Genomic DNA, 12,724 nt, shown 5'->3' on the forward strand with positions numbered 1-12,724 from the left:
ATTCTGTCCGGATCGTCGCTTCGAGTCGTACGCGAAGTTGTACGCGACGGTCTAACCAAAGTCCACCAAAGTACGCGGAAGGTTCGAGATGACGTATGCCCCGCCACCCCCGGGCCCGGGTCAGGCTCTCCCCGAGCCGGTGGCCGCGCGGCTGCGCCGACCTCGTTGGCGTGATCCGCGCCTGCTGACCGGCGTCGTCATCGTCGCGGTGTCGGTGGCGCTCGGCTCGTGGGTGGTCTCGTCGGCGAGCCGCACCGTCCCGGCGTTCGTCGCGGACGGTGCGCTGACACCCGGGGAGCCCCTCACGGCCGACGGACTCCGTGCCGTGGACGTCCGGCTCGGTGCCGGGACCGGCCGGTATCTTCCGGCGGACGAGCCGCTGCCCGCCGACCTCGTGGTGCTCCGTGTGGTGGACGACGGCGAGCTGGTCCCACTGACCGCGCTCGGCGCCGGTGCCGACGTCCGGTCCGTGGCGGTGCCGGTCGCCTCCGGCCTCTCGGACCGGATCCGTCCCGGCGCGGTGGTGGACCTGTGGTTCGTGCCGGACGCCCCGATCGCGCCGGACGCCGCCGACGACAAGCCGGCGCCGAGCACGCTCGCGCGGAACGTCGTCGTCGAGCAGGTGGAGGCCGACGAGGGCGGGATGATCGTGGACGGCACGGTGACCCTGCACGTCCTGGTCCCGGCCGACTCGCTCCCGACGGTGCTCAGCGCGCTGTCGGACGCCGGGACGGTCGCCGTCGTGCCGGTGGCGGGTGACGTCGGATGAGCGAGGAGCGTGCGGTCACCGTGCTCGTGGCGGTGCACGCGCCCGAGGTGGAGGCGGACGCCGTCACCGTGCTCGGCGCGCAGCCGCAGGTGACCGTGGCGCGCCGCTGCGCGGAGCTCGCAGAGCTTCTCGCGGCGGCAGAGGCCGGCGCAGGGACGGCCGCCGTCGTCTCCGAGGACCTGCCGGGCCTGGACCGGGAAGCGGTGGCACGGCTGCGCGGCGCGGGTCTGCGGGTCGTGGCCCTGGAGGACCGGGCGACGCCCGAGGGGCGCCTCGCGGGGCTGGGGTGCGACGTCGTGGTGGCCGAGGGGGACGCGGAGAGCCTCGTCGCCGCGGTGCGGGGCGACGCTCCGGAGGTGGCGGCACCCGTCGCCGCCCTGCCGGACCTCGGAGGCAGGCCCGGCACGATCATCGCGGTCTGGGGTCCCGTCGGGTCGCCCGGTCGGACCACCACCGCCATCGAGCTCGCCGCGGCCCTCGCCGGGGTCGGGACCGCCGCTCCGCGCCGCTCCGGGCGGCTGCGCCGGCCGCGTCCAGCGGCACCGCCGAACGGCACGCGCACGGTCCTGCTGGCCGACGCCGACACGTACGCGTCGTCGGTCACCTCTCGCCTCGGGCTGCTCGACGACGCACCGGGGCTCGCCGCGGCGGCCCGGGCGGCCGGTCAGGGCGTGCTCGACGTGGTGACGCTCGCCCGGCACAGCCCCGTGGTGCTGCCTGGCGTGCGGGTGCTGACCGGCATCACGCGCGCATCCCGGTGGCCTGAGCTGCCCGCGGCCTCGCTGGACATGGTGTTCCAGCGGTCCCGCGAGCTCGCTGCCTGGACCGTCGTCGACTGCGGCCCGGTCCTCGAGACCGACGAGCACCTGATGTACGACACGCGGGCGCCCCAGCGCAACGGCGCGACCCTGAGCGCCCTGCAGGCGGCCGACATCGTGGTGGTGGTCGGCGGCGCGGACCCGGTCGGTCTGCAGCGCCTGGTGCGGGGCCTGGAGGACCTGCGCGACGCGGCAGTGCCCGTGCCCGCGGCGCGGCTCGTGGTGGTGAACCGGGTACGCGACTCCGCCGTCGGGCGGCGGGCCGAGTCCCAGGTCCGCGACGCACTCGCGCGGTACGCGGGCGTCGACGACGTACATCTCGTGCCGGACGACCCGGCGGGCCTCGACGCCGCACTGCTGGCGGGGCGGGTGCTCGCCGAGTGCGCCCCGGGCTCCGCGGCTCGGGCGGCGTTCGTGGGGCTCGCGAGCCGGGTCCGGGAACTGGTGCCCGCTGCGGTCTGACGGCGCCGGCTCCGACCTCCCGGGAGCGCGCTCGTAACAATCGGCCCGATCGGCGCGGCTCGGCGGCGGAAAAGTGACATCCGGCGCTAGGTTGTGGGCGTGGCCGCCATGACGAAGGACAACTACGCCGACGACCTGCGTCTGGCGCACGTGATCGCCGACCAGGTCGACTCCATCACCATGTCTCGGTTCAAGGCGCTGGACCTCAAGGTCGAGACCAAGCCGGACCTGACGCCGGTGACCGACGCAGACCGGGCGGCCGAGGACTTCATCCGTGGTCAGCTCGCCCGCGCCCGCACGCGCGACGCGATAGTCGGTGAGGAGTACGGCTCTGCCGGCAACGGTGCGCGGCGCTGGATCGTCGACCCGATCGACGGCACCAAGAACTTCGTGCGCGGCGTTCCCGTGTGGGCGACGCTGATCGCCCTCGCCGACGGCGAGGACGTGGTCGTCGGCCTGGTCAGCGCGCCGGCACTGGGCCGCCGCTGGTGGGCCGCGAAGGGTTCGGGCGCCTGGACGGGCAAGTCCCTTGCCGCCGCCTCGCGGATGTCCGTGTCCGGCGTGTCCCGGATCTCCGACGCGTCCTTCAGCTACGCGTCCCTCGGCGGCTGGGAGGAGCGCGGCTCGCTCGACGGGTTCCTCAACCTGACGCGGGCCTGCGCGCGCACACGCGGGTACGGCGACTTCTGGTCGTACATGCTGGTGGCCGACGGCGCGGTCGACATCGCCGCGGAGCCCGAGCTCGAGGTGTACGACATGGCCGCACTCGTGCCCATCGTCACCGAGGCCGGCGGCACGTTCACGTCCCTCGAGGGCAAGCCCGGGCCGTGGGGCGGCAACGCGATCGCCACGAACGGCAAGCTGCACAAGGAAGCGCTCGACTACCTGGCCTGAGCGCGCTTCGGCTGGGGCGGCCGCGGGATCCCGGACCCCGCGGCCTTCGTCGTCGGGTCGCGTCAGGCGCGGGGGATGTTCTTGATCTCGCTCCAGTCGTACCAGAGCAGGTCCCGGTCGGTGACCCGCTCCAGCGCCTCGTCCAGCGCGGTCTCCGACTCCGCGCCGATGTCGGCGGTCGCCTCGGCGTCGCTCTCCTCGTCCGCTGCGGCGAGCACGTCCGCGATGTCACCGGCGGCCTCGAGCTCGTCGACGTGCACGCAGACGATCGCCACGTTCTCGACCGTGCTGATGACCTCGATCTCCGAGGCGACCGGCTCGTCGTCGTCCGGGCTCCCGGAGGTTGTGGTGCCGGCGACCGGGCCGACCGCCTCGTCCGGCACCTCCACCGTGATGACCACGCGCTGGTGCGCGGCGTCGGGACGGCCGGCGATCAGCGCCAGGGAGTCGTCGGCGGCGTTCAGCGCGGCGATGTACTCGAGCCCTTCGGCGTCCTCGTCGGGGAGGCCTGCCTCGAGGTCCTTCGTGACGGCGTGCACGCGGCGCGGGGCGACGGTCCAGCGGGCAGCACCGGAGGTGTGGGTGACGGCGTCGAGCTCGTCGAGCGTTGCGGGCACGTAGATGCGCATGTGCCCAGTCTGCCGTGTGCTGGGCCGAGCGCGAGCCCCGGCCGGGTGTACAGGCCCGGTGGCGATGTCGGCGGGTGCCCGTACTCTCGTGTGCGGCGCCGGGGCGGGGCGTCGAGGGCAGGCACAGCAGCCGACGGCAGGAGACAAGATGGGCGCCAAGACAGCGATGCTCGTGTACGCGGACGGTGACGTGGCGGAAGGGCTGGCGGACGCCGCGGAGTTCGCCGACGAGGCGGGCGCGGCCGAGCTGCTCGGCCTCCTGTGGCCGCCGGCACGGATCCAGCCGGACGGTGAGGAGCCGTGGGAGCTCGGCGACGCGGTGTTCCCGCCGCAGGGGCGTGCGTGCGCGCTGTCGACACCGGCGGTCGACGTCCTGTGCGACCAGGCGCTCATGCTCGACCGGCCCTCGCAGCTGCCGGCGCATCTGGTCGATGCGAGCCTTGGCCGCACGCTCTACCTGCACGCCATGCACAGCGCCGTCGACTGGTTCGCCTTCGCGGTGTGGCAGGACGGCGCCCTCGTCCGTTCGCTGAGCCTGTCGCCCGACGACGGGGTGCTCGAGGACACCGGGGACCGGCTCGCCTTCGAGGAGCCGTTCTGGGCGGGCAGGCATCCGGCCCCGGGCGGCACCGCGTACCCGTTCCCCTTCCACCCGCTGGTCCTCGGGGAGCACGCGTTGCAGGAGTTCTTCGGATTCAGCGGCGACGGATCCGACGACGGCGGCCCGGCCGCCGGCCGGCTGGACCCGTGGGCCGTCGAGCTGTTCGGCTTCCAGGTCGTGTAGGCACGGGCACCGGACGGATCCCGCTCGACAGATCCTCGAAAGACTCGTACATTTGTTCGAGAGCGAGGAGGTCTGTCATGTCCGAACCCACAGCCGCTGCCGTACCCGCAGTCATCCCCATGCTGTCCTACCAGGACGGCGTCACCGCCATGGACTGGCTCATCGAGGCCTTCGGCTTCACCGAGGCGGAACGCTGGCTGGACGACGACGGCCATCTCTCCCACGGTGAGCTCGACGCCGGCGGCGGGCGTGTGATGCTGTCGGAGCTCGCGTCCTACGAGGGTCCGTCGGCGCACCGCAAGCACTGCACCGCGGCGGACGCGTGGCTGTCGACGCCCTGGGTGATCGACGGGGTGCTGGTCCGCGTCACCGATATCGACGCCCACTTCGCCCGTGCGCAGGCGGCCGGCGCCGGGCTGCTCTCCGAGATCGAGGAGGCCCCGTACGGCAGGCTGTACCGCGCCGAGGACGTGGAGGGTCACCGCTGGATGTTTCTCCAGCCCTGAGTCCGGCCGTGAGTCCGGCCATGAGGTCGGCAGAGAGCCTCAGGCGGCGGGTACCGCCCCACGCGCCAGCCGGTCGACGCGGCGCAGCGCGTCCGGGAACCGCGCCTCGCCCGCCATGGCGTGCACCAGGGCTGCGGCGGCGTCGACCGGCATGCCGGACGCCGTGACGTACAGCGGCCGGGCCGACAGGCCGCGCAGCACCTCGGCGGCATGCGTCGCCGTGCGGAACCGGGTCTTGGCGACACCGACGACGACGCGAGCCAGACCCGCGTCGGCCACGTGGGCGCCGAGCCCGGGGCTCCCCTCGGGGTCGAGGTCCACGTACCCGTCGACGATCAGCAGGTCCACCGGCGCGACGCCGGACAGGACCCGCTCGAGGGCCGGCAGCTCGCGCTCGTAGAACCTGCCGGGTCGGTACGCCGCCACCTGCTCGACGAGCACCGTACGTTCGTCGACGAGGGTGGTGAACGCGGCGTCCTCGGCGACGACCAGCGCCGCCCGCGCGCCGCCGTCGTCCAGGTACTGCACGTCCACCGCGCCGTAGCGCGAACTGTCGGTCACGGTCAGGCGTCCGAGCCGGTCCGCGACGAGAGCAGACGGCGGAACGAGGTGAGCCGGGCCTCGCGGGCCGGCCGTTCGTCCTCCGGGGAGGCCTTTATCCAGTCGTCGAGCGCGCAGTCCGGTGCGTCCGCGAGGTGCGTGCAGCCTCGCGGGCACTCCTGGGCCACCTCGTCGAGGTCGTCGAACGCCCGCAGCAGGTGCGACACCTCGACGTGGGCGAGGCCGAAGGAGCGGACACCCGGGGTGTCGATGACCCAGCCGTCGAAGGCGTCGGAGGGCTCGCCGTCCGACGGTGACACGGGCAGAGCGAGCGCGACCGCGGACGTCGAGGTGTGCCGGCCGCGGCCCGTCACGTCGTTGACCACACCGGTCGCCCGCTTGGCGTCCGGCACCAGGGCGTTGATCAGCGTGGACTTGCCGACGCCGGAGTGGCCGACCAGCACGGACACGAGGCCGCGCAGCCTGCCGCGGACCTCCTCGACGGACTCGGGGGCCAGGATCATGCCGCCGGCCGTCTGGCCGGCGACGTTCGCACGGTCGGCCTCGTCGCTGGACGCCTCCCGGCGGGTGACCACCACCTCGACGCCGAGCGGCTCGTAGAGCTCACGCAGCACGTCGGGGGAGGCCAGGTCGGCCTTGGTCAGGCAGAGCAGGACCGACATGCCGGCGTCGTAGGCGGCGACGACGCAGCGGTCGATCATGCCGGTCCGCGGCTCGGGCTGGGCCAGCGCCGTGACGATGACCAGCTGGTCCGCGTTGGCGACGACTATCCGCTCGTACGGGTCGGTGTCGTCGGCGGTGCGGCGCAGCGTCGAGGTCCGCTCCTGGATGCGCACGATCCGGGCGAGCGAGCCCTCGCCGCCCGATACGTCGCCGACGACGTCCACCCGGTCGCCGACGACGACGCGAGTGCGGGTCAGCTCCCGGGCCTTCATCGCGGTCACGATCTTCTCGCCGGACGTTCCGGCCCCGTCGGCGTCCTTGACCAGGAGCGTGTACCGCCCGCGGTCCACGCCGGTGACCAGGCCGGTCACGGCGTCGGAGTGTTCGGGGCGTTGCTTGGTGCGGGGGCGCGAGCCGCGCTTGGACGGGCGGGAGTGGAAGTCCGACTCGTCGATGCCGCGGCGGCCCATCAGGCGGGTCCCATCAGCAGACGCCCATCAGGAGGCCGTGCCGAGCATGCGGAGCCACATGCCGGTGAAGTCGGGCAGCGTCTTCGCCGTCGTGCCGACGTTCTCCACCCGCACGCCGGGCACGCGCAGCCCGAGCAGTGCGGCGGACGTCGCCATGCGGTGGTCGGCGTAGGTGCGCACGACGTCGCCCCGCAGCGGCCGGGGGGTGATCACCAGGCCGTCGCGGGTCTCCTCGGCCTGGCCGCCGAGCCGCGTGATCTCACGGGCCAGCGCCGCCAGGCGGTCGGTCTCGTGGCCACGCAGGTGCGCGATCCCGCGGAGCCTGGAGGGGGAGTCCGCCAGCGCGGCCAGCGCCGCGAAGGTGGGCGCGAGCTCGCCCCCGGCACGCAGGTCGACGTCGATCCCGTGGATCTCGCCGGTCCCCGTCACGGAGAGGACACCGTCGGCGAGGGTGTAGGTGCCGCCCATGCGCTCCAGCAGCTCGGGAACCATGGCGCCGGGCTGTGTGGTCAGCGTCGGCCAGCCGGGGATGCTGACGGTGCCGCCGGCCACCAGGGCGGAGGCCAGGAACGGCGCCGCGTTGGAGAGGTCGGGCTCGACGCGGACGTCGCGGGCGGCGATCGGCCCGGGGGAGACGCCCCACATCCCGTCACGCGAGTCGTCGACCACGACGCCGGCGTCGCGCAGCGTGGCGACCGTCATCTCGATGTGCGGCAGGCTCGGCAGCGTGGCACCGATGTGCCGGAGCGTGAGGCCTCGCTCGAAACGCGCGGCTGCGAGCAGGAGGCCGGAGACGAACTGCGAGGACTCCGACGCGTCGACGTCGACGGCGCCGCCCGGCACGCTGCCCCGGCCTTCCACGGTGAACGGGAGGTGGGTGGGCAGGTCGGCGGACTCCGGCCCGGATTCCGGGTCGTGCACCGTGATGCCAAGGGTGCGCAGCGCTGCCAGCACGGGCAGCATCGGGCGGACGCGGGCCTCCGGGTCGCCGTCGAACCGGACCGGGCCGTCGGCGAGCGCCGCGACCGGGGGCAGGAACCGCATGACGGTGCCGGCCAGGCCGGTGTCCACCTCGGTGCCGCCGGCCACAGGTCCGGGGGTCACGTGGAGGGTGCTCGGGTGGTCGCCCACCTCGATGCGGGCACCGAGGGTGCGCAGGGCGCGGATCATGAGGTCGGCGTCCCGGCTGCGCAGGGCACCGCGCAGGGTGCCGGGCCCTTCCGCGAGCGCCGCGAGCACCAGGAGCCGGTTGGTGAGCGACTTGCTGCCGGGTATCTCGACCGTCGCGTCCAGGGGGGCGCCGGCCAGCGGCGCCTCCCATGTCGGTGCGGGCGCGGTGGTGGAGGAGGTCATGTGCCGAGATTATCGCGGACCGTGCCGGAGCAGCGGCTTCGTGTCGCCGCGCGTCAGACCTTGACGGCGGCTGCCTTTGCCTCGGCACGTGCGGTACGGGCCTGCTGGACCCGCCAGGACAGTCCCGGCCGGCCTTCGAGGTCGGCACCCGCAATGAGGGCCGCACCCACGGAGGCGAGGTTGTGCAGGAACCGGTCGGTGCGCACGGGGCGCTCTTCCTTCGGGGCGGTGAAGGGCTGGTTCACCACGGCGAGCGGCAGCGTGAGCAGGGCCAGCGCGAGCGCGGAGGCGCGTGGCGCCTTGCCGAGCGCGAGCAGCGTGCCCGCGGCCGCGGTGGCGATCCCGTGGGCGCGGACGAGCGTGGTGACCTGCTTCTCGCTGAGTGGCTCGGCGCCCAGCGCCTGGGTGGCCAGGGTGGACCCGGACCTGGCGGCGGCCACGTGCTCGCTCGGGTTCCGGGCAGCCTGCACCCCGTCGTAGATGAACGATGAGGCCAGCAGGGGTCGCGCGATGTGTCGAAGCAGCATGCCTCCACCTTGGCAGATGAGGGCGCCGAATGCAGCAGGATGGCGGCACGGAATCGCACCGGGAATTCGACGCCGGGGGTGAGGGTTGAACCCCTCGTGGAGCGATGCCTCGAGAAGGATCCGGTGAAGAGCAGGGTGATCGACACGGTGACGGATACAGCGGCCCGCATGGTGACCAGCGGAGCGATCGGCACGGGGACGAACCCGATGTCGGGCGTGACCGCGGCTTCGACGTCGGGTGCGCAGGTGCCGCCCGTGATGTTCGGCGCGGTCCCGCCGCACCTGCTCGGCACCTCCGTTGACTCTGTGCTGACCTCGGCGAAGGCCACGGCGGACGCCCTGTCGGCGGCCCTGGCGAACACGGGCTGGCCGACGAGGCTAGGCTCGAGTGCGATGACTGACACTTCCCGCGAGCAGAACCAGGGTGCCGACGAGATCGGCACCGATGCCGGGGCGCGCCCCGACACGAGCGCGAGCGAGGGTGTTGTCGGATCCACGGAAGCGACCGCGGCCGAGAGCACCACTGCGCCCAGCACCGTGACCAGCCCGGAGACCACCGGCGAGGACGGCGACGACGAGAGCACCGAGCGCTCCCCGCAGGAGGAGGACGCCGCGGCTCGCGCCGTGCGGTTCGAGCGGGACGCGCTCCAGTACCTCGACCAGCTGTACTCCGCGGCGCTGCGCATGACGCGCAACCCAGCGGACGCCGAGGACCTGGTGCAGGAGACGTTCGCCAAGGCGTTCGCCGCGTTCCACCAGTACCGGCCGGGCACCAACCTGAAGGCTTGGCTGTACCGCATCCTCACGAACACGTTCATCAACAGCTATCGCAAGAAGCAGCGCGAGCCGCAGCAGTCCCAGGCGGAGGACGTCGAGGACTGGCAGATCGCGCGCGCGGCGTCGCACACGTCGCGCGGCCTGCGCTCGGCGGAGGTCGAGGCGCTGGACCGGCTGCCGGACAGTGATGTGAAGCGGGCGCTCGCCGAGCTCCCGGAGGATCGGCGGATGGTCGTGTACTACGCCGACGTCGAGGGCTTCCCCTACAAGGAGATCGCCGAGATCATGGGAACTCCGATCGGGACGGTGATGTCCCGGCTCCACCGCGGACGACGGCAGCTGCGTGAGCTCCTTGCCGACTATGCCGCCCAGCGAGGACTCGTCAGCCAGGCGCCCGGAGGTGCGCAGTGAACAACATCCAACCCATCCCGCACGACATGGCGGGGGAGTCCGAGTGCGAGCACGCACTGAAACACCTCTACGAGTACCTGGACTCCGAGATGACGCCGGAGGACGAGACGCGCATGCGCGCGCACGTCGCCCACTGCTCGCCGTGCCTGGCGGAGCTGAGCGTCGAGGACCTCGTGAAGCAGCTGGTGCGCCGCTCCTGCAGCGAGCGCGCGCCGGACACGCTGCGGGTGCGCATCCACGAGCAGCTGACGGTCATGACCGTCGCCGAGTGACCTGCCTGGCTGACCGCAGGCGGGCATGACGAAGGGCCGGGACCCATGGGGTACCCGGCCCTTTCGCGTGCCCAGCTGGGCGGCTCACGGTCCTGACGGACGCTTGAGCCGGCTCAGGCGTTGGGACGCTTGCCGTGGTTGGCGGCCGAGCCCTTGCGGCTACGGCGCTTACGACCGCGCTTGCTCATGGGTGTCTCCTGACAGGTGACGGACTGAATGGGTCCATGATCCCACAGATAGTGGGGTTGTCCGGTCGCAAAGGGGTTGCCGGACCGGTAAACGCGATATATCGTGACTGAGGTCAACGCGATATATCGCGTTGAGGCAGCGACGGTCCGAGCCGGTCACGAGCAGCGGAGGAACCCATGAGCGCAGACAGCTGGACCGTCACAGGTCCGCAGACCATCGAGCTGGACGGTGTGACCAGCGTCGACGCCCATGTCGTCGACGGCAGGCTCGATATCGTGGCGCACGACGAGCCGGTGGTCCGGGTCGAGGTGCACTCGGTGGAGGGCCGGTCGCTCGAGGTGCGCCTCGAGGCGGGACGCCTGGTGATCGAGCACGAGAGCGGCCTGTCCGGCTGGGGCTCGTTCATGAAGCGGTTCGCCGACTTCGGCGGAAGGGCCCACGCCGACATCCACGTGGCGGTACCGGCCGGAACCTCGGTGCGGCTCGGCACCGTCCGCGGCGAGGGCCTCCTCGCCGGTACGACCGCGGGCGCGTCGGCGTCCACCGTCTCCGGGTCGCTGCTCGTCTCCCGCACGGCCGGCGACCTCAAGCTGAACACCGTCTCCGGCGAGGTGACGGTCCGCGATCATGTCGGCGACGTCACGAGCAACACCGTGTCCGCCGACGTCGTGGTGAGCGCTTCCGCCGACTCCGTCACGTCGTCCTCGGTGTCCGGGGACGTGACGTTCGACCTGGTGGACCAGCCGCGCTCCGTCCGGGTCAACACCGTGTCCGGGAACATGCTCCTGCGGGTGCCGGACGAGCGGGCCGTCGAGGTCTCGGTGCAGAGCGTCAGCGGGCGGGTGACGCTGGGCGGCCTGCAGTTCACGGGCGGCGGTGGCTCGAAGGTCGTCGGCGGCGACCGGTCGGCAGGGCCCGGCGTCATGCACCTGCGGGTGACCGGCGTCTCCGGCGACGTCACGGTGATCGGCGGGCCGCAGGATGCGGTTGCCGACGCCCCTTCCGGCACCGTGCCCGCGGACCAGTCGGCCGTGGAGCTGTAGTGCCTCCGGTGTTCGCCCACGGGGAGCTGCGCCTGTACCTCCTGGTGCTGCTCCTGGACGGGCCCCGGCACGGGTACGAGCTCATCACCGAGCTCACCCGGCGCTTCGGCGGTACCTACCGCCCCAGTGCCGGGACCATCTACCCACGCCTGGCCCGGCTCGAGGAGGAGGGCCTGGTGCGCCGTTCCGTCCCGGGTGCCGGGGCGGAGACGGGCGGGCCGGGCCCGCACGGGTCGTCGGGAGCAGGCCGCAAGGCCACCTACGAGCTCACCCCCGCCGGCCGCGCGGAGATCGACGCCCGGTTCGACGACGTCAGGCGGCTGGAGCGCAGCGTGGCCGAGACGGTGCGCAGCCTGGCGGACGAGGTACGGGCCGACGTCCGCGACACGATGCGAGGCCTGCGGGCCGAGCTCGCGGCGGCCGCCCAGGAGGTCCGCACGCGGCCGCGCCCGGGCGCCGCACCCGACCCACGCCGCACGCAGTCCAACTCCCTGCGGCACGACGCCGAGGCGGTCCTGCAGCGGTTCCGTAACGACGTCCTGGCCGATCTGCGGGAGGCGGACGTCGCCGGTACGGTGTCCGCGCTGACCGTGGAGACGCTCCGCACAGTTCTCGACTCGGCACGTTCCGCGATCCGTGGGACGCTGCCGCACAGCACGACCTCTCCGCCGCGTCGTGCGGACCGAAACCCATGAATCTGTCCAGTTCCCCAGCAGGTCCCCAGCAGCTTTCCCCAATGAACGGAGCACAGCGATGACCACCGAGTCCTGGAGCGTGGCCGCCCCGCAGACCATCGAGGTCGGCGGCGCCTCGACCCTGATCGTCCGGCTGACGAACGGCCGCGCGGAGATCGTGGCCGACCCGAACCGCACGTCCGGCGCCCTCGTCGAAGTCCTCGAGGTATCGGCGCGGCCGCTGCAGATCCTCGCCGAGCACGGCAACCTCCGGGTCGCCTACGACTTCCCGGGGCTCGAGGGCTTCGTGGACCGCTTCCGCGGCCTCAAGGACCAGGACGCGGCGGTCGTCAGGGTGACCGTGCCGGCCACGTCAGTGGTCGACGTCGCAACGGTCGGCGCCGAGGTCGTGGTGACCGGGTCGCGGGCCGGGGTCAACGTGAAGACCGCGGGCGGTGCCATCACCGTGACGGGCACCACCGGGTCCGTGACCACCAAGTCGGGCACGGGAGCGGTCACCGTCGCCGAGCACGCGGGCGACGTATCGGTCTCGACGGTCTCCGGCGCGGCGTCCGTGGTGGGCGCCCTGGGCCGGGTGTCGGTCCAGACGGTGTCCGGTGCGGTCGACGTCACCGCCATCGGCACGACGCCGCTCGTCAACGCCAAGACGGTCTCCGGCCCGGCAGCGGTGCAGCTCGACGCCGGGTCCCCGGTCAACCTCCGTGCGCGCAGCGTCACGGGCAAGGTGGTCATCGACGGGGCCCAGGCGACGTCCAGCGCGCAGCGCACCGTCGTCGTCGACCACGCGGAGCCCGGTGCGGCGGCGTACATCTCGACCAACACCGTCTCGGGAACGGCCACGATCACCCGCGGCTGATACCGCACTGCCGAAGTAGAGCTGTGGCGAGAAAGAACCGGGGCC

At 72.9% G+C, this 12,724-nt stretch carries 15 protein-coding genes; 10 read left to right on the forward strand and 5 right to left on the reverse strand.

Going from position 1 to position 12,724, the window contains the following annotated elements; all coding sequences use genetic code 11:
- The first annotated feature begins 88 nt into the window (after positions 1–88).
- The 3 genes from AB0I32_RS10325 to hisN all read left to right on the forward strand — a co-directional run bounded on the left by AB0I32_RS10325 (position 89) and on the right by hisN (position 2,943).
- The gene (locus AB0I32_RS10325; RefSeq protein WP_357505494.1) at positions 89–769 is read left to right on the forward strand and encodes a hypothetical protein; all 681 of its coding nucleotides are present in this window, start codon (positions 89–91) and stop codon (positions 767–769) included.
- A complete protein-coding gene (locus AB0I32_RS10330; protein WP_357505496.1) occupies positions 766–2,049 on the forward strand; it encodes a hypothetical protein in 1,284 nt (427 codons plus the stop codon). Before AB0I32_RS10325 ends, AB0I32_RS10330 begins: the two co-directional genes overlap by 4 nt.
- 108 nt (positions 2,050–2,157) lie before the next feature.
- Positions 2,158–2,943: a histidinol-phosphatase gene (gene hisN / locus AB0I32_RS10335; RefSeq protein ID WP_357454331.1), complete on the forward strand. Its 786-nt coding sequence runs from the start codon at positions 2,158–2,160 to the stop codon at positions 2,941–2,943.
- Between the two features lie 62 nt (positions 2,944–3,005).
- Here the strand turns inward: hisN and AB0I32_RS10340 are convergent, their stop codons facing one another.
- Positions 3,006–3,572, reverse strand: coding sequence for a hypothetical protein (locus AB0I32_RS10340; RefSeq protein ID WP_357505498.1), 567 nt, complete (start codon positions 3,570–3,572; stop codon positions 3,006–3,008).
- 148 nt (positions 3,573–3,720) lie between these two features.
- Here AB0I32_RS10340 and AB0I32_RS10345 point away from each other — a divergent pair, with 148 nt between their 5' ends.
- Both AB0I32_RS10345 and AB0I32_RS10350 read left to right on the forward strand, forming a co-directional pair.
- Complete coding sequence (locus AB0I32_RS10345) at positions 3,721–4,356, forward strand: hypothetical protein (protein WP_357505500.1); 636 nt, start codon at positions 3,721–3,723, stop codon at positions 4,354–4,356.
- Between the two features lie 77 nt (positions 4,357–4,433).
- Positions 4,434–4,862 carry a VOC family protein gene (locus AB0I32_RS10350; protein WP_357505502.1) on the forward strand — a complete coding sequence of 143 codons (429 nt, stop codon included), beginning with the start codon at positions 4,434–4,436 and terminating at the stop codon, positions 4,860–4,862.
- A 39-nt stretch (positions 4,863–4,901) separates the two neighbouring features.
- Here the strand turns inward: AB0I32_RS10350 and AB0I32_RS10355 are convergent, their stop codons facing one another.
- The 4 genes from AB0I32_RS10355 to AB0I32_RS10370 are packed head-to-tail and all read right to left on the reverse strand — an operon-like array spanning position 4,902 to position 8,436.
- A complete protein-coding gene (locus AB0I32_RS10355; RefSeq protein WP_357505504.1) occupies positions 4,902–5,423 on the reverse strand; it encodes an endonuclease V in 522 nt (173 codons plus the stop codon).
- 2 nt (positions 5,424–5,425) lie between these two features.
- Complete coding sequence (locus AB0I32_RS10360; RefSeq protein ID WP_357505506.1) at positions 5,426–6,556, reverse strand: ribosome small subunit-dependent GTPase A; 1,131 nt, start codon at positions 6,554–6,556, stop codon at positions 5,426–5,428.
- A gap of 27 nt (positions 6,557–6,583) precedes the next feature.
- Positions 6,584–7,909 (reverse strand): 3-phosphoshikimate 1-carboxyvinyltransferase, encoded by a 1,326-nt coding sequence (aroA, locus tag AB0I32_RS10365; protein WP_357505508.1) that lies wholly within the window; start codon positions 7,907–7,909, stop codon positions 6,584–6,586.
- A 53-nt stretch (positions 7,910–7,962) separates the two neighbouring features.
- A complete protein-coding gene (locus AB0I32_RS10370; RefSeq protein ID WP_357505510.1) occupies positions 7,963–8,436 on the reverse strand; it encodes a DoxX family membrane protein in 474 nt (157 codons plus the stop codon).
- Positions 8,437–8,829: 393 nt separating this feature from the next.
- On the opposite strand from AB0I32_RS10370, the gene AB0I32_RS10375 reads away from it, so the two are divergent.
- From AB0I32_RS10375 to AB0I32_RS10395, 5 genes are all read left to right on the forward strand, one after another.
- The gene (locus AB0I32_RS10375; protein WP_357505720.1) at positions 8,830–9,624 is read left to right on the forward strand and encodes a sigma-70 family RNA polymerase sigma factor; all 795 of its coding nucleotides are present in this window, start codon (positions 8,830–8,832) and stop codon (positions 9,622–9,624) included.
- Complete coding sequence (rsrA, locus tag AB0I32_RS10380) at positions 9,621–9,896, forward strand: mycothiol system anti-sigma-R factor (RefSeq protein ID WP_357505512.1); 276 nt, start codon at positions 9,621–9,623, stop codon at positions 9,894–9,896. Before AB0I32_RS10375 ends, rsrA begins: the two co-directional genes overlap by 4 nt.
- Before the next feature lie 365 nt (positions 9,897–10,261).
- Positions 10,262–11,128 carry a DUF4097 family beta strand repeat-containing protein gene (locus tag AB0I32_RS10385; RefSeq protein ID WP_357505514.1) on the forward strand — a complete coding sequence of 289 codons (867 nt, stop codon included), beginning with the start codon at positions 10,262–10,264 and terminating at the stop codon, positions 11,126–11,128.
- Entirely contained in the window at positions 11,128–11,823 is a 696-nt protein-coding gene (locus AB0I32_RS10390) for a PadR family transcriptional regulator (protein WP_357505516.1), read from the forward strand. The genes AB0I32_RS10385 and AB0I32_RS10390 overlap by 1 nt, the downstream gene beginning before the upstream one ends.
- A 58-nt stretch (positions 11,824–11,881) precedes the next feature.
- The gene (locus AB0I32_RS10395; RefSeq protein WP_357505518.1) at positions 11,882–12,679 is read left to right on the forward strand and encodes a hypothetical protein; all 798 of its coding nucleotides are present in this window, start codon (positions 11,882–11,884) and stop codon (positions 12,677–12,679) included.
- The last annotated feature ends 45 nt before the right edge of the window (positions 12,680–12,724 follow it).

Origin of the sequence: Promicromonospora sp. NPDC050249 (assembly GCF_040656015.1) — a bacterium.
Lineage (GTDB): Bacteria > Actinomycetota > Actinomycetes > Actinomycetales > Cellulomonadaceae > Promicromonospora.

Bases quoted from the DNA above. Each gene is read 5' to 3' on its own strand.
- AB0I32_RS10325 (WP_357505494.1), top strand. From the start codon at position 89: ATGACGTATGCCCCGCCACCCCCGGGCCCGGGTCAGGCTCTCCCCGAG.
- AB0I32_RS10330 (WP_357505496.1), top strand. From the start codon at position 766: ATGAGCGAGGAGCGTGCGGTCACCGTGCTCGTGGCGGTGCACGCGCCC.
- hisN (WP_357454331.1), top strand. From the start codon at position 2,158: ATGACGAAGGACAACTACGCCGACGACCTGCGTCTGGCGCACGTGATC.
- AB0I32_RS10340 (WP_357505498.1), bottom strand. From the start codon at position 3,572: ATGCGCATCTACGTGCCCGCAACGCTCGACGAGCTCGACGCCGTCACC.
- AB0I32_RS10345 (WP_357505500.1), top strand. From the start codon at position 3,721: ATGGGCGCCAAGACAGCGATGCTCGTGTACGCGGACGGTGACGTGGCG.
- AB0I32_RS10350 (WP_357505502.1), top strand. From the start codon at position 4,434: ATGTCCGAACCCACAGCCGCTGCCGTACCCGCAGTCATCCCCATGCTG.
- AB0I32_RS10360 (WP_357505506.1), bottom strand. From the start codon at position 6,556: ATGGGCCGCCGCGGCATCGACGAGTCGGACTTCCACTCCCGCCCGTCC.
- aroA (WP_357505508.1), bottom strand. From the start codon at position 7,909: ATGACCTCCTCCACCACCGCGCCCGCACCGACATGGGAGGCGCCGCTG.
- AB0I32_RS10370 (WP_357505510.1), bottom strand. From the start codon at position 8,436: ATGCTGCTTCGACACATCGCGCGACCCCTGCTGGCCTCATCGTTCATC.
- AB0I32_RS10375 (WP_357505720.1), top strand. From the start codon at position 8,830: ATGACTGACACTTCCCGCGAGCAGAACCAGGGTGCCGACGAGATCGGC.
- AB0I32_RS10385 (WP_357505514.1), top strand. From the start codon at position 10,262: ATGAGCGCAGACAGCTGGACCGTCACAGGTCCGCAGACCATCGAGCTG.
- AB0I32_RS10395 (WP_357505518.1), top strand. From the start codon at position 11,882: ATGACCACCGAGTCCTGGAGCGTGGCCGCCCCGCAGACCATCGAGGTC.